The sequence below is a fragment of the Pseudomonas umsongensis genome, assembly GCF_002236105.1.
GTDB classification, from domain to species: Bacteria; Pseudomonadota; Gammaproteobacteria; order Pseudomonadales; family Pseudomonadaceae; genus Aquipseudomonas; species Aquipseudomonas umsongensis.
In genome coordinates this window covers 918,739-934,246 of record NZ_NIWU01000002.1, presented here as the reverse complement: position 1 = coordinate 934,246, position 15,508 = coordinate 918,739, and the positions used below count along the sequence as shown (strand labels likewise).

The window sequence follows — 15,508 nt, the reverse complement described above, 5'->3', positions numbered from 1 at the left end:
TAGTCTATAAAGGCGTGGTTGAAACGCCTGCCGCAGCGTAGTTCTGATAACTCGTCATCTGCCTGGCTATCTGCGAAATCTTGCTGGCGTAAGCCGGGTCGGTTGCGTAACCGGCCTTTTGCAGCTCGCGCACAAACTGTTCCGGGTTATCGGCCGACTTCACCACATCTTGATAGCGATTATTGGTTTGCAGCAGCGTCACAAGGTCATGGAAGCTGTCCTTGTAGGAGTCGTAGGAACGGAACTCGGCCGTCTCCTTGACCATCTCGCCATTCCTGAATTCGCTGGTGATGGCCCGCGCCGAATCACCCTTCCAACTGCTGCCGGCCTTGATGCCGAACAGGTTGTGACTGCTGCTGCCGTCCTGGGCACGCATGACCGACTTGCCCCAACCGGTTTCCAGGGCGGCCTGGGCCACCAGGTAACGCGGATCGACGCCAATGCGATCGGCCGCTTCCTTGGCCATCGGCAGCATGGTGTTGATGAATTCGTCGGCGCTGCCGAAGGCTTTTTTCGCCGGCGCCAAGGGGATTTGCGCGATGGCGCGCCCGTGAATCTGCAGCGATCCACTCTGCGCTGCCTGGGCATTGGCCAGCCAGTCGCCGTTGTACAGGGGCCCGGAACCGCTGCTCGCGACGCGCTCGGGCAATGGCGCCTTGTTGACCGCGCCAGCATTGTTCGACGTGGCGGAAGGCACCAGGCCTGCAAGCAGGCGATCAGCCAGCTTCGGCGGCAAGGCCAGGCGCCGCTGATTGATCAGCGCCATGTCATTGCGATGCGCACCCTCGCCTGTCGGTGCACTGACCGAGCGCGAAGCCCACAATGGACGTTCGCCATTGACCCGCGACAGCGGCCCGTTGAGCGCCGTCGTGCCGGCGGCCACCGGGGTTTGCGCAGCGGCTTTGGCGGCCTCCTGCTTGGCGGCGGACAGCGTTGCCGCCTCACCCGGCGCCAGCGGCTTGTTCTTCGACATCTGGCGCATCAGCACATCCGCCAGGCCGATACCGCCGCCCTCGCGGGACATCGAAACCGCCAGTTGCTGGTCGTACATTTCCTGGTACTGCTTGGCTTCGGCGGTGTTCATCGGGTTGTCCTTGCCCAACGATTCGGTGGCCGAGCGCATCGACTTGAGCATCTCGCCAAGGAACAGCGACTCGAACTCCTGCGCCACCTTGCGCATGTTGGCGTCGCTGTTCTTGTCGCCGACCTTGAGCTGGTTCAGCCGGTTCAGGTCGGAAAAAGCACCGGAATCGCTGCTGCTGACCCGACCGCTCTTGTTCATGTCCATGGTCGCCGTCCTCAGATCACGATCAGGTCGGCTTGCAAGGCGCCAGCCTGTTTCAGTGCTTCAAGAATCGCCATCAGGTCGCCCGGTGCCGCGCCGACCTGGTTCACCGCACGCACGATTTCGTCGAGGGTGGTGCCCGGGCCGAACTTGAACATCGGCTTGGCTTCCTGCTCGGCGTTGACCCGCGAGCGCGGCACGACGGCCGTCTGGCCATTGGACAGCGGACCTGGCTGGCTGACGATAGGGTCTTCGGTAATGGTCACGGTCAAGCTGCCGTGGGTGACGGCGGCCGGCGAAACCTTGACGTTCTGGCCAATCACGATGGTGCCGGTGCGCGAGTTGATGATGACCTTGGCCACCGCCTGCCCCGGATCGATCTCGAGGTTTTCCAGGATCGACAGATAGTCGACACGCTGGCTTGGGTCCAGCGGCGCGGTGACGCGCACCGATCCGCCGTCGATGGCCTGGGCCACGCCAGGGCCGAGCATGTCGTTGATCTTGTCGACGATGCGCTTGGCCGTGGTGAAGTCGGAACGGTTGAGGTTCAGGGTCAGGCTGTTGCCCTGGTTAAAACCGCTCGGCACGGCGCGCTCGACCGAGGCACCGCCGGGGATGCGACCGGCCGACGGCACGTTGACCGTGATCTTCGAGCCGTCGCGACCTTCGGCATCGAAACCGCCGACCACCAGGTTGCCCTGGGCCACCGCATAGACGTTGCCGTCGATCCCCTTGAGCGGCGTCAGCAGCAAGGTGCCGCCGCGCAGGCTCTTGGAGTTACCGATGGAGGCCACGGTGATGTCGATCTGCTGACCTGGCTTGGCGAAGGCCGGTAAGTCGGCACTGATCGAGACTGCCGCGACGTTCTTCAACTGCACGTTGCCCGAACCCGGCGGCACCTTGATGCCGAACTGCGAGAGCATGTTGTTGAAGGTCTGCAAGGTGAACGGGGTTTGCGTCGTCTGGTCGCCGGTGCCGTTAAGCCCGACCACCAGGCCGTAACCGATCAACTGGTTGGAGCGCACGCCGGAAATGCTGGCGATGTCCTTCAGGCGCTCGGCTTGAGCGTTGAAGGCCGCAGACATCAACAATGCGGCCACCATGAGGCTTTTGAAATGCAAGGTGACCACCTAGAAAGGGAACAGCGGGCTGAGGAAGAAACGGTCGAACCAGCCTGGCTGACTCGCATCGGCAAAGGAACCGGTGCCCGAGTAGGTGATGCGTGCATCGGCGACGCGGGTCGACGACACGGTGTTGTCGGTGGCAATGTCATCGGCGCGCACCAGGCCGGCAATCCGTACCAGTTCGTCACCGGTGTTGAGGGTCAGCCACTTCTCGCCGCGCACGGCGATGATGCCGTTGGGCAAGACATCCGCCACCGTGACGGTGATCGAACCGGTCAGGCTGTTGCCCTGCCCGGCCTTGCTGTCGCCCTTGGTCGCGCGGTCACCTTCATAGCTGGCGCTCAGGCTCAGGTCGCCATCGCCAAACGGGTTGTTGGTGGTTGCGCTGCTACCGAACAGCGAGGTCAGGCCGATGCCGGTCTTGCTGTTCTTGCCAATTTGCGAGTTGGCGTTTTTACTCGCCTGGGTCTTCTCGTTCAGGGTGATGGTGATGATGTCACCGACCCGGAACGCCTTGCGGTCGCTGTACAGGTTCTGCTCGAAACCGGCCTGGTAGATCGAACCGTTGTTGGCGGCAGCCGGCAACGGCGTGCGTGGCAACACCGGGGCGTAGTAAGGGTCATTGGGCTTGGGCGACACGGGCACGCAGCCTGCGAGCGCGGTAATCCCACTCAATGCCAGAACAGAGACGAAGCGTTTCATGACCCTACCTCACGGTGCTGCAGGCGGCCGCACGGCCGCCTCATAGACTTGATTACAGATTCTGCGTTACGAACGAGAGCATCTGGTCGGCGGTGGAGATCACCTTGGAGTTCATCTCGTAGGCGCGTTGGGTGGTGATCATGTTGACCATCTCTTCAACGGTGCTGACGTTGGAAGTTTCCAGGGTGTTCTGCAGCGTGGTGCCGAAACCGGCGAGGCCCGGGGTGCCAACTTGCGGCGCGCCACTGGCGGCGGTTTCCAGGAACAGGTTGTTGCCCACCGCTTGCAAGCCGGCCGGGTTGATGAAGTCGGCGGTCTGCAGGTTGCCGATCACCTGGGAAGCCGGGTTGCCGGCGACGGTGATGGACACGGTGCCGTCCTTGCCCACGGTGAAGGTCTGGGCGTCGTTCGGAATGACGATTGCCGGCTCCAGGGCAAAGCCGCTGGCGTTGACGATCTGGCCGTTGGAGTCCAGGTGGAACGTACCGTCACGGGTGTAGGACGTGGTGCCGTCCGGCTGCAGGATCTGGAAGAAGCCGCGACCGTCGATGGCCATGTCCAGGGGTTGCTCGGTGGTTTGCAGGCTGCCGGCGTTGAAGTTTTTCTGGGTGCCGACAATGCGCACACCGGTACCCAGTTGCAGGCCCGATGGCAGTTCGCTGTCCTGGGTCGACTGGGCCCCTGGCTGACGCTTGATCTGGTACAGCAAGTCCTGGAACTCGGCGCGGTCACGCTTGAAACCCGTGGTCGACACGTTGGCCAGGTTGTTGGAAATGGTGGTCAGGTTGGTGTCCTGGGCGGACAGGCCGGTTTTGGCAACCCATAGAGCCGGAAGCATTCGATTCTCCTCGTGCGCCTGTTTTACGGCGCGACGTTCTGGTAATTAGCTGATCTGCAAGACCCGAGCCATGGCCTGGTCGTCTTCTTTGGCGGTGTTCATCATCTTGATGTGCAGCTCGAACTGCTTCGACAGGGCCAGCACCTGGGTCATCTCGTCCACGGCATTGACGTTGCTCGACTCAAGGAAACCGGACACCAGCTTGACGCCAGCATCGGCTTGCGCAGGTGCACCGTCCTTGGTGTGGATCGAACCGTCCAGGCCCTTGGTCATGTTCTTGATGTCCGGGTTGACCAGCTTGATGCGATCGACTTCGGCCATGACGCGCGGGCCTTCGCCCATCGCCCGGATGCTGATGGTGCCGTCCTCGCCGACTTCGATCTGCTGTTCGGGCGGCACGGCAATCGGTCCGCCATTGCCGATCACCGGCATGCCATTGCCAGCGCGCAGTACGCCCAAGGCGTCCACCACCAGACTGCCGGTACGCACGTAGCTTTCGCCGCCATCGGGGTTCTGCACCGCCAGCCAGCCACTGCCCTGCACGGCGACATCCAGGTCGCGCCCGGTCTGTACCAGGGAGCCAGGGGTAAAGTCGGTGGCCGGGCGCTCGGACAAGGCAAACGCGCGCGCCGGAAAGCTGTCGCCGAACACCGGCATCGAGCGGGCCTGCTCCAGGTCTTTCTGGAAGCCGCTGGTAGAGATGTTCGCCAGGTTGTTGGCATGAGCCTTTTGCGCCAGCGCATTCTGGCTGGCGCCGGTCATTGCCACATAAAGGTACTTGTCCACACGCTTTCCTCTGCCTGCCGGACGTTTGCCGCCCGATGCTGTACTGACGTGGCATAAGCAATTTGCAGACCAAGTTGTTTTTGGTGGCGCGAAGCCCGGCAAATAAAGGACTTGAGGGTATTTAGAGGGAAATGGGGGATTGTGTCAGAGACGAAAAACCGGCGGTGTCGTGCCGGTCGGTGGCAAGGCTTGGCCTTGGGCGATGGCCACCGCCGCCTTCGCGAGCAGGCTCGCTCCCACATTGGATCTGCGGCGCACTGAAGATCCCCTGTGGGAGCGAGCCTGCTCGCGAAGAGGCGTGCGCTATCACCGCAAAAATCAGCTAGGACTCTGTCTTGCCCACCTCATAATCACGCAACTTGTTGGCAATGGTGGTATGCGAAACCCCCAGCCTTTTACCCAGTTGCCGACTGCTCGGATGCTCGGAATACAAACGCTCCAGCACCGCTTTCTCAAAGCGCCCGACAATCTCGTCCAGCCCACCCTCCAGCGAAAAGTCGCCAAGTGGCTGACGCACGCCATAATCCGGCAGACGAATATGCTCGGCCTTGACCGTCCCGCCATCGCACAGGGAGACCGCCTGGAACAGCACGTTTTCCAGTTGCCGTACGTTACCCGGCCAATGGTAATGGCTCAGCCGGTCCATGGCCGCGGGTGCGAGTTTCGGCAGCGGGCAACCGATCTGCCGGCTGGCCTGATCGAGAAAGTGCTCCACCAGCGGCGTCAGGCCGTCGAGGCATTCTCGCAGCGGGGGGATGTGCAACGACAGCACGTTCAAACGGTGATACAGGTCCTGGCGAAACTCGCCGCGGGCACAGAGTTCGGACAGGTCGACCTGGGTCGCGCAAATCACCCGCACATCGAGGTAAACCTCCTCATCGCTGCCGACGCGACGGAAGCAGCCATCCTGCAGGAAACGCAGCAGTTTCACCTGCAACCGCGGGCTCATTTCCCCGACACCATCGAGAAACAACGTACCGCCGGCCGTCAATTCCAACAGGCCGAGCTTACCCTCGGCCCGGGCGCCCTCGAAGGCACCAGGGCCATAGCCGAACAACTCGGTCTCGGCCATGGACTCCGGCAGGCCGGCGCAATTGAGCGCCATCAGCGGCGATTGCCCACGCGGGCTGGCCAGGTGGCAGGCGCGTGCCAACAGCTCTTTACCGGTACCGGTTTCGCCTTCTATCAATAGCGGTGCATCGAGTGGTGCCATGCGCCGGGCTTCGCGCACCACTGCCGCCATCACCTTCGAGCTTTGAAAGATGCTGTCGAAGCCGCGCAACTCCTGCTTGCGCACGTTATAGATGCGCTCGCCCACCCGGTCGGCACGGTGCAGGGTCAACACCGCCCCGGCCATGGCTTCGCTGTCGTCATGTTCCGATTGCAGGGGCGCGATGTCGGCCAGGAACACATCGCCCTTGACCTTGACCCGCAGCCCGTTGATCCGCGATTTGTTGGCGCGCACCAGCTCGGGCAAGTCGAAATCCTCGGCGTAACGCGACAAGGGAATCCCCGGCACTTCATCCACCCGCACGCCCAGCAACTGCGCCGCCGCGCGGTTGGCCGCGACGATCGAACCGCCCATGTCGATCGACAGCACCGGAAACTCCAGCGCGCCGAGCAACGCATTGAGCTCCATGTGCCGACGCTCACTGGGCATCAGCCCTACGCGCTTGACACCGAACACCCCGGCAATCGCTTCGAATTTCGGACGCAGCGCCTGGAACTGGATATTGATCAGGTTCGGACAGTGCAGGTAAATGGCATTGCCATGCTCGCCCCCCACTTCGCCCCGAGCGACGTTGATGCCGTACTCGACCAACAGGTTGAGAATGTCGCGCAGGATGCCGATGCGGTTCTGGCAGTGGACTTTGATACGCATATAGAGGCCTGGACAGTGATGAAGAGGCCCCTCGCAGGATTTTTTCTGCAGGAACGCTCACTTTGTCGTCAAGATTATGTGACAGGTGAAGGGCTTTTCCTACCCGCCAATCTCAACATCTACGCGATGACGCCCAATACGTAACGAAAACTTTACGAATTGACCGTGAATTTCCCGCACAGGACGCGTTCCACCGGCTGCATCGAAGCAATTGTTGGGGTATTCCTAGGTCCAAAGCAGTACATAACAAGAACGGATCCCCTAGCAGGAGAGCAGCATGAAGCAGACGCAATACGTGGCTCGTGAGCCCGATGCGCAAGGTTTTATCGACTACACCGCTGAAGAACACGCGGTGTGGAACACGCTGATCACTCGCCAACTGAAAGTGATCGAAGGGCGTGCGTGCCAGGAATACCTGGACGGTATCGAAAAACTCGGTCTGCCCCACGACCGCATTCCGCAACTGGGCGAGATCAACAAGGTCCTCGGTGAAACCACCGGCTGGCAAGTCGCCCGCGTTCCGGCGCTGATTCCCTTCCAGACCTTTTTTGAGTTGCTCGCCAGCAAGCAGTTTCCAGTGGCTACCTTCATTCGAACCCGCGAAGAGCTGGATTACCTGCAAGAGCCGGACATTTTCCACGAGATTTTCGGCCACTGCCCTTTGCTGACCAACCCCTGGTTCGCTGAATTCACCCACACCTACGGCAAACTTGGGCTGCAGGCTTCCAAGGAAGAGCGCGTGTACCTGGCGCGCCTGTACTGGATGACGATCGAATTCGGTCTGCTCGACACCCCGCAAGGCCAGCGCATCTACGGTGGCGGCATCCTTTCTTCGCCCAAGGAAACCGTTTATTGCCTGTCGGATGAGCCTGAGCGCCAGGCATTCGATCCGCTGGAGTGCATGCGCACGCCTTACCGGATCGACATTTTGCAACCGCTGTATTTTGTGCTGCCGAACCTCAAGCGCCTGTTCGACCTGGCCCACGAAGACATCATGGGCATGGTCAAGCAAGCGATGCAGATGGGTCTGCACGCGCCAAAATTTCCGCCAAAACCAAAAGCCGCGTGATCCGCAGCTTTTAGCATCAAGTGAGCCTGTCCGGAACCGACGCTTTGCTTTAGCGTGGTGACATTGACGGCCGAATTCCAATAATACGATTTCAGGAACCCATCATGACCGCATTAACCCAAGCCCACTGCGAAGCCTGCCGCGCCGACGCCCCACAAGTCAGCGACGAAGAACTGCCGATCCTGATCAAGCAGATCCCCGACTGGAACATCGAAGTTCGCGACGGCATCATGCAGCTGGAAAAGGTTTTCCTGTTCAAGAACTTCAAGCACGCCCTGGCGTTCACCAACGCCGTCGGTGAAATCTCCGAGGCCGAAGGCCATCACCCTGGCCTGCTGACCGAGTGGGGCAAAGTCACCGTGACCTGGTGGAGCCACTCGATCAAGGGCCTGCACCGCAACGACTTCATCATGGCGGCGCGCACAGACGTTGTGGCGAAGGACGCCGAGGGCCGCAAATAATGCATTTCGACGCCATCGGCCGGGTGCCCGGCGACCCGATCCTCGGCCTGATGGAGGCCTATGCGCAGGACCCCAACCCGCGAAAATTCGACCTTGGCGTGGGTGTCTATAAAGACGCCCAGGGCCTGACCTCGATTCCCCAGGCCGTGAAACTCGCTGAGGCGCGACTGGTGGATCGCCAGACCACCAAGACCTACATCGGCGGTCATGGCGACCCGGCTTTTGGCAAAGTCATCAACGAGTTGGTGCTCGGCGCCGACTCGAAGCTGATCGCCGAACAGCGCGCCGGCGCCACCCAGACCCCGGGCGGCACCGGGGCGTTGCGCTTGAGTGCCGACTTCATCGCCCAGTGCCTGCCAGGCCGTGGGGTCTGGCTGAGCAATCCGACCTGGCCGATCCACGAAACCATTTTCGCCGCGGCCAAGGTCAAGGTCAGCCATTACCCGTACGTGGGCAGCGACAACCGTCTCGACGTCGATGCGATGCTTGCCGTGCTCAATGAAGCCCCCAAGGGCGACGTGGTGCTGTTGCACGCCTGCTGCCACAACCCGACCGGCTTCGATCTGTCCCATGATGACTGGCGCCGGGTGCTGGAGGTGGTGCGTCGGCGCGAGTTGCTGCCGCTGATCGACTTCGCCTACCAAGGCTTCGGCGACGGCCTGGAGCAGGACGCGTGGTCGACTCGACTGTTTGCCGCCGAATTGCCGGAAGTCCTGATCACCAGTTCCTGCTCGAAGAACTTCGGCCTGTACCGCGACCGCACCGGGGCACTGATTGTCTGCGCGAAATCTGCGGACAAGCTGACCGACATCCGCAGCCAACTGGCCAACATCGCCCGCAACCTGTGGTCGACGCCGCCCGATCACGGCGCTGCCGTGGTGGCGACCATCCTCGGCGACCCGGAGCTGAAAAACCTCTGGGCCGACGAAGTGGAAACCATGCGCTTGCGCATTGCACAACTGCGCAGCGGTTTGCTCGAAGCGCTGGAGGCCTACGGTTTGCGTGAGCGCTTTGCGCACATCGGCGTGCAGCGCGGGATGTTTTCCTACACCGGGCTGTCACCTGAACAAGTGAAAGACCTGCGGGATAACCACAGCGTGTACATGGTCAGCTCGGGCAGGGCGAACGTGGCGGGGATCGATGCGTCGCGTCTTGACCTGTTGGCCGAAGCCATCGCGAAAGTCTGCAAATAACTCTCCTTCACTGATCATTCCCACGCAGAGCGTGGGAACGATCGACTGCCACGTTCTTCACTACCTGTCTAGACAATCCCATTCGTCGAAACAAATAGATATAAAAGTCTATTTGTCATTTTTACTCCTGTATCCTGCCAAGGCTTTTTTGAAAGCGCGGATCGACCAGATCTATCAACAGACTTAGCGAGGAGCGCGACCATGCACGAGATTCCTAATCTCCCCTTCCCAAGCCTGCACGTACCTGAGCAGACGACCACGCAACAAGCCGGTGCCCAACAGCCCGAGCCGAAAGAAGCCACTGACTGCCGCCAGGCTGACAGCGAAGACTGACACACCCGCCGCACAGACTGTGTGGAAAGCGCTAACATGCGCTTTCCACACCGCCTGAACAGTGAGCCCGCGCCATGACCGACGAATTTTCCGAAGCCCAAGCCAGTGTCCTGATCGGCACCGCCGAGAAAATGATCGAAATCTGGAATCGCCTCTCCCCCGAAAAACAAGCCGCCCTGCTCGCCCGCTTCGGCAGCGAAGAAAATGCCCTGGCCGCCCTGGTCACCACGCAACTGGTAGCGCCTGCCAAGCCCTGATCTATCCGTCCGGCAAATAGTTTTACTTTTTCCACGACCGGCAGCCGCTCGCGCCGCTATCATAAGCAGCCTATCTATCCTGCTTTCCCGTGGACCTTTACCCATGCCTGAACAACAGCGCCCCCTGGCGGTCACGCTGCAAGTCGTTTCCATCGTCCTGTTTACCTTCATCGGCTACCTCAACATCGGCATTCCCTTGGCGGTACTGCCAGGCTATGTCCATAGCGACCTGGGCTTTGGCGCCGTAATCGCCGGGCTGGTGATCAGCGTGCAGTACCTGGCCACCCTGCTCAGCCGCCCCTACGCCGGGAAAATCATCGACAACAAGGGCAGCAAACTGGCGGTCATGTATGGCCTGGCGGGCTGTGGCTTGAGCGGCGTGTTCATGCTGCTATCGGCCTGGACCCAAAGCCTGCCGATGCTCAGCCTGATCAGTTTGCTGATCGGCCGCCTGGTGCTCGGCAGCGCCGAAAGCCTGGTGGGTTCCGGCTCGATTGGCTGGGGCATCGGCCGGGTCGGCGCGGCGAACACCGCCAAGGTCATCTCATGGAACGGCATCGCCAGTTACGGCGCATTGGCGGTGGGCGCGCCCTTGGGCGTGTTGCTGGTCAAGCAGATGGGCTTGTGGAGCATGGGCGTGAGCATTGTGCTGCTGGCAGTACTTGGCCTGCTGCTGGCGTGGCCGAAAACCGCCGCGCCCATCGTTGTCGGTGAACGCTTGCCGTTCATGCACGTGCTCGGTCGGGTCTTGCCCCACGGTTGCGGCCTCGCCCTGGGCTCGATTGGCTTTGGCACCATCGCCACCTTCATCACCCTGTATTACGCCACCCAGCACTGGGACAACGCCGTGTTGTGCTTGAGCCTGTTCGGAGCGAGTTTCATCGGTGCGCGCCTGCTGTTTGGCAACCTGATCAATCGCCTTGGCGGTTTTCGCGTGGCGATTGCCTGCCTGTCGGTGGAAACCCTCGGCCTGTTACTGCTGTGGCTGGCACCCGATGCGCATTGGGCGTTGGCGGGCGCGGCATTGAGCGGTTTTGGTTTCTCGCTGGTGTTCCCGGCACTGGGTGTCGAAGCGGTCAACCTGGTGCCGGCCTCCAGTCGTGGTGCGGCGGTCGGCGCCTATTCGCTGTTCATCGACTTGTCACTGGGGATCACCGGGCCGTTGGCCGGTGCGATTGCGGCGGGATTCGGCTTTGCCTCGATCTTCCTGTTCGCCGCCATTGCCGCGCTAAGCAGTCTGATGCTCTGCATCTACCTGTATCGGCAAGCCCCAAGGCATCGACAAGCGCGAGACGCTGGCTAGAAATCCACCTTGCCGCGCCCGGCCTTGATGTTGCCGCGCTTGCTCTTGGATTCAAGCCGACGAGTTTTCGAGCCGAGGGTCGGCTTGGTCGGCCGGCGTTTCTTCTCGACCTTGGTAGCGCTCTGGATCAACTCGACCAAACGCTCCAGCGCGTCGGCGCGGTTCTGCTCCTGGGTCCGGTATTGCTGGGCCTTGATGATCAGCACGCCTTCGCTGGTGATGCGGCTGTCGCGCAGCGCCAGCAGCCGCTCCTTGTAGAACTCGGGCAAGGACGAGGCCGGAATGTCGAAGCGCAGGTGCACGGCGCTGGAAACCTTGTTGACGTTCTGCCCACCGGCCCCTTGGGCGCGAATGGCCGTCAATTCGATCTCGGCATCCGGCAGATGCACGTTGTTGGAAATCACCAGCATGGAAAAGCGTCCGTAATCAGAGGGTGCAGGATACCGCGAATAGGTGGGAGGAATACGGACCTTGTGGGAGCGAGCCTGCTCGCGAAGGCGGCGTGCCAGGCAACAGTGATGTCAACTGACAGGGCCCCTTCGCGAGCAGGCTCGCTCCCACAGGGTCTTGTGTGAACCCTGAAAAAAACAAACCCGGCACATGGCCGGGTTTGTTGTTTCTGTGCAGCGTTACTCCACGGCTGCTTGCAAGGCGCGCTGTGCATGGCGCTTGTTCTTGATGCCGTAGCAGACCCACATGAACACCAGCCACACCGGAATCGCGTACACCGACGTCTGGATCCCCGGAATCAACAACATCACGCCAAGAATGAACAACACGAACGCCAGGCAGATGTAGTTGCCGTACGGATACCAAAAGGCCTTGAACAGCGGCGTCTGTTTGGTCTTGTTCATGTGCTGGCGGAACTTGAAGTGCGAGTAGCTGATCATCGCCCAGTTGATCACCAGCGTGGCCACTACCAGCGACATCAGCAACTCAAGCGCGCTGTGCGGGATCAGGTAGTTCAGCAGTACCGCGATCAGGGTCACGGCGGCCGAGGCCAGGATCGAACGCACCGGCACGCCGCGCTTGTCGATCTTCGCCAGTGCTTTCGGCGCATCGCCCTGCTCGGCCATGCCCAGCAGCATGCGGCTGTTGCAGTAGGTGCCGCTGTTGTACACCGACAAGGCCGCGGTCAGGACCACGAAGTTGAGGATGTGCGCAGCGGTGTTGCTGCCCAGCATCGAGAACACTTGCACGAACGGGCTGCCGCTGTAGGAATCACCGGAGGCGTTCAGGGTGGTCAGCAGGCTGTCCCACGGGGTCAACGACAGCAGGATCACCAACGCACCGATGTAGAAAATCAGGATGCGGTAGATCACCTGGTTGATCGCTTTGGGGATCACGGTTTTCGGCTTGTCGGCTTCGGCTGCGGTGAAACCGAGCATTTCCAGGCCGCCGAAGGAAAACATGATGAACGCCATGGCCATTACCAGGCCGGTGATCCCATTAGGGAAGAAGCCGCCGTGGGACCACAGGTTGCTGACCGCCGCTTGCGGGCCGCCGTTGCCGCTGACTAACAGGTAGCTGCCCAAGGCAATCATGCCGACGATCGCCACGACCTTGATGATCGCGAACCAGAACTCGGCCTCGCCAAAGACTTTGACGTTGGCCAGGTTGATGGCGTTGATCAGCACAAAGAAAGCGGCTGCGGAGGCCCAGGTCGGGATGTCCGGCGCCCAGTAGTGGATGTATTTGCCGACCGCCGTCAGCTCCGACATGCCGACCAGGATGTACAGGATCCAGCAGTTCCAGCCCGACAGGAAGCCGGCAAAGCCGCCCCAGTACTTATGCGCGAAATGGCTGAAGGAGCCGGCCACCGGATCTTCGACGATCATTTCGCCCAGCTGGCGCATGATCATGAAGGCGATGAAGCCGCAGATGGCGTAGCCGAGGATCATCGACGGCCCGGCGGATTTCAGTACCCCGGCCGAGCCGAGGAACAGACCGGTACCGATGGCGCCACCGAGGGCAATCAGTTGAATGTGGCGATTTTTCAGGCCGCGTTTCAGCTCGCCTGAATGCGAGTTTTGTCCACTCATGAAAAGGGTCTCACGCAAGGTTTGATGATGTTCAGTTGACGTTGCTACTCAGAAGGACGTTAAGCAGCGTCGATCAAACCCCAGCGCAGGCACCAGGAGTTCAGCGTATTTACAACGGTCATGCGTCACCTGTTTGTTTTTATCTGTGACGAAATCGAACCCGACACGCTTGTGGCGCGGCGGAGTGAACAAGGCGGATAGCCTTGAGGTTTGCGCAGATGCGCAGGAGGTCACAGGTAAAACGCGGCGCATTGTACACCTGTAACCCCCTGCTGCCAGACCCCGCTGGATCAGCGTGTCGGTAGCCGGGATTGCATGTGTCCACCCCGAAGCGATCGGGTGGCAGCAAAAAGGACGTCAGACCTTTGCAGGTCACGGGCGGGGACGGCGTAAAAACCGGCCCCCGATGAGAGCTGGAAACGGATTGCGGCGGTCATTGCGCCTCCTTTTTGTTATGCACCTGCACGACAGGCATGGCGCGCATGACACCTTGCACGGGATCGGGAAACAAGCGGGATAGAGCGGTGGAAGAAGGATCTGAGAGAATGAAGCGTAAGCATTTTCTTACGGGATCAAGAGAAAGGCGATTTCATGGGTTTTACCTGTGGATTTCGTCATGAAATCTTTACAGCATGTAATTTTGGCTTTCCACTTCGGACACCTCGGTGCTGCAACTGGCGCTTTCGCGAGCAGGCTCGCTCCCACAGGAGACTGCGTTGTTTCATGGAAATGTGATCCCTTGTGGGAGCGAGCCTGCTCGCGAAGGCGCCCTCAAAAACACCACCGGGCTAAAGCCAGGCGCAAAAAAACGCCAACCCGAAGGTTGGCGTTTTTCATGAAGCGCTTACCGATTACTCCGGCTTACGACGACCAAACCCCGGACGCTGGCCGGAACTGGCCGGCGCGCCGCGGCGCTTGCCCGACGGCTTGTCACCCTCGACCAGGCTGATGCCTGGACGCTTCGATGCCGGCTTGGCCGGGCGCTTGGTGTCGGCTGGACGATCGGCTACCGGCGTACCACGACCTTCGCCACGCTCGGTACGGCCATTGGCCGGACGTGGTGTGCGTGGACCGCGTTCGCCGTCCTGACGGGCGGCTGGCTTGCGTGCTGGACGCTCGCCTTCGATCTGCGGTTCGCGGTTGGCACGCGGCGAGGCCGGTGCGGCGGCACCAGTGGCTGGACGCAGGGTACGTACGCGCTCGGTCTTGGCCATTGGACGCGACGATTTACGCTGCATCCGGTCAAGCTTGTCTTTGCTCTTGGCGTTCATCTGCGGCATCGCCACCGGCGCCAGGCCAACTTCGGCACTCAGGATGTCGACTTCGTACTGGCTCATTTCACGCCAGCGGCCCATCGGCAGGTCCGAATTGAGGAACACCGGACCAAAACGCACGCGCTTCAGACGGCTGACCACCAGGCCCTGGGACTCCCACAGGCGACGAACTTCGCGGTTGCGACCTTCCATCACCACGCAGTGGTACCAGTGGTTGAAACCTTCGCCGCCCGGCGCTTGCTTGATGTCGGTGAACTTGGCCGGGCCGTCTTCGAGGACCACGCCAGCTTTCAGACGCTCGATCATCTCGTCGTCGACTTCGCCACGCACACGTACCGCGTATTCACGGTCCATTTCGTAGGAAGGGTGCATCAGGCGGTTGGCCAGCTCACCGTCGGTGGTGAACATCAGCAGGCCGGTGGTGTTGATGTCCAGGCGACCGATGTTGATCCAGCGACCTTCTTTCGGACGCGGCATCTTGTCAAACACGGTCGGACGGCCTTCCGGGTCGACGCGGGTGCAGATTTCGCCATCGGGCTTGTTGTACATGATCACGCGGCGGACCGCCTCGGCGGCCTCTTCACGCTTGATCACCTTGCCATCGATGGTGATGGCGTCGTGCATGTCGACGCGCTGGCCAAGGGTGGCGTCTTTGCCGTTGACCTTGATCCGGCCGTGGCTGATCCAGGCTTCCACGTCACGGCGCGAGCCGACGCCGATACGGGCGAGGACTTTCTGCAGTTTTTCGCCTGCTGGGCCGATTTCCTGGTCGTCTTTCTGGTCTTTGATACTCATCTGGGCACCTCCCGGTGTGTTCTGAAAACTGGGTACTAGGGCGAAGGGATCGCCGAAGGGTCGCGAATCATACGCGCATGCGGGCGTTTGCGCATCAGAGAGTAGCTGATGGAACGTGACTTACTGATTTTTCCGCCGACCGGTGACACGCTATTAACATCAAG

General features: G+C 61.0%; 15 protein-coding genes. 6 read left to right on the top strand and 9 right to left on the bottom strand.

The window, feature by feature from the left end; genetic code table 11:
* Positions 1 to 4 precede the first annotated feature (4 nt).
* From flgJ to PSUM_RS14635, 6 genes are all read right to left on the bottom strand, one after another.
* Positions 5 to 1,288: a flagellar assembly peptidoglycan hydrolase FlgJ gene (flgJ, locus tag PSUM_RS14660; protein ID WP_083348426.1), complete on the bottom strand. Its 1,284-nt coding sequence runs from the start codon at positions 1,286 to 1,288 to the stop codon at positions 5 to 7.
* An 11-nt stretch (positions 1,289 to 1,299) separates the two neighbouring features.
* Complete coding sequence (locus tag PSUM_RS14655; RefSeq protein WP_033043362.1) at positions 1,300 to 2,388, bottom strand: flagellar basal body P-ring protein FlgI; 1,089 nt, start codon at positions 2,386 to 2,388, stop codon at positions 1,300 to 1,302.
* A gap of 27 nt (positions 2,389 to 2,415) precedes the next feature.
* Positions 2,416 to 3,111 (bottom strand): flagellar basal body L-ring protein FlgH, encoded by a 696-nt coding sequence (flgH, locus tag PSUM_RS14650; protein WP_020796937.1) that lies wholly within the window; start codon positions 3,109 to 3,111, stop codon positions 2,416 to 2,418.
* Between the two features lie 52 nt (positions 3,112 to 3,163).
* Positions 3,164 to 3,949 carry a flagellar basal-body rod protein FlgG gene (gene flgG / locus PSUM_RS14645; protein ID WP_008055493.1) on the bottom strand — a complete coding sequence of 262 codons (786 nt, stop codon included), beginning with the start codon at positions 3,947 to 3,949 and terminating at the stop codon, positions 3,164 to 3,166.
* Positions 3,950 to 3,994: 45 nt separating this feature from the next.
* On the bottom strand, positions 3,995 to 4,735 hold the full coding sequence (locus tag PSUM_RS14640) for a flagellar basal body rod protein FlgF (protein ID WP_020796936.1): 741 nt from the start codon (positions 4,733 to 4,735) through the stop codon (positions 3,995 to 3,997).
* A gap of 322 nt (positions 4,736 to 5,057) precedes the next feature.
* Complete coding sequence (locus PSUM_RS14635) at positions 5,058 to 6,617, bottom strand: sigma-54-dependent phenylalanine hydroxylase transcriptional regulator PhhR (protein ID WP_020796934.1); 1,560 nt, start codon at positions 6,615 to 6,617, stop codon at positions 5,058 to 5,060.
* A gap of 277 nt (positions 6,618 to 6,894) precedes the next feature.
* On the opposite strand from PSUM_RS14635, the gene phhA reads away from it, so the two are divergent.
* From phhA to PSUM_RS14610, 6 genes are all read left to right on the top strand, one after another.
* Positions 6,895 to 7,686, top strand: coding sequence for a phenylalanine 4-monooxygenase (gene phhA, locus PSUM_RS14630; protein ID WP_020796932.1), 792 nt, complete (start codon positions 6,895 to 6,897; stop codon positions 7,684 to 7,686).
* Positions 7,687 to 7,790: 104 nt separating this feature from the next.
* Complete coding sequence (locus PSUM_RS14625) at positions 7,791 to 8,147, top strand: 4a-hydroxytetrahydrobiopterin dehydratase (protein ID WP_083348425.1); 357 nt, start codon at positions 7,791 to 7,793, stop codon at positions 8,145 to 8,147.
* Entirely contained in the window at positions 8,147 to 9,340 is a 1,194-nt protein-coding gene (locus PSUM_RS14620; protein WP_033043361.1) for an amino acid aminotransferase, read from the top strand. The genes PSUM_RS14625 and PSUM_RS14620 overlap by 1 nt, the downstream gene beginning before the upstream one ends.
* A gap of 201 nt (positions 9,341 to 9,541) precedes the next feature.
* Positions 9,542 to 9,673 carry a hypothetical protein gene (locus PSUM_RS32375; RefSeq protein ID WP_020796930.1) on the top strand — a complete coding sequence of 44 codons (132 nt, stop codon included), beginning with the start codon at positions 9,542 to 9,544 and terminating at the stop codon, positions 9,671 to 9,673.
* 74 nt (positions 9,674 to 9,747) lie between these two features.
* The gene (locus PSUM_RS14615; RefSeq protein ID WP_020796929.1) at positions 9,748 to 9,930 is read left to right on the top strand and encodes a hypothetical protein; all 183 of its coding nucleotides are present in this window, start codon (positions 9,748 to 9,750) and stop codon (positions 9,928 to 9,930) included.
* A gap of 103 nt (positions 9,931 to 10,033) precedes the next feature.
* Entirely contained in the window at positions 10,034 to 11,233 is a 1,200-nt protein-coding gene (locus PSUM_RS14610; RefSeq protein WP_020796928.1) for an MFS transporter, read from the top strand.
* Here PSUM_RS14610 and arfB read toward each other — a convergent pair.
* From arfB to rluB, 3 genes are all read right to left on the bottom strand, one after another.
* On the bottom strand, positions 11,230 to 11,643 hold the full coding sequence (gene arfB, locus PSUM_RS14605) for an alternative ribosome rescue aminoacyl-tRNA hydrolase ArfB (RefSeq protein ID WP_008055510.1): 414 nt from the start codon (positions 11,641 to 11,643) through the stop codon (positions 11,230 to 11,232). The two genes, PSUM_RS14610 and arfB, sit on opposite strands and share 4 nt — an antisense overlap.
* A 219-nt stretch (positions 11,644 to 11,862) precedes the next feature.
* Positions 11,863 to 13,275: an amino acid permease gene (locus PSUM_RS14600; protein ID WP_033041237.1), complete on the bottom strand. Its 1,413-nt coding sequence runs from the start codon at positions 13,273 to 13,275 to the stop codon at positions 11,863 to 11,865.
* 851 nt (positions 13,276 to 14,126) lie between these two features.
* A complete protein-coding gene (gene rluB / locus PSUM_RS14595; RefSeq protein WP_083348424.1) occupies positions 14,127 to 15,344 on the bottom strand; it encodes a 23S rRNA pseudouridine(2605) synthase RluB in 1,218 nt (405 codons plus the stop codon).
* Between the last annotated feature and the right edge of the window lie 164 nt (positions 15,345 to 15,508).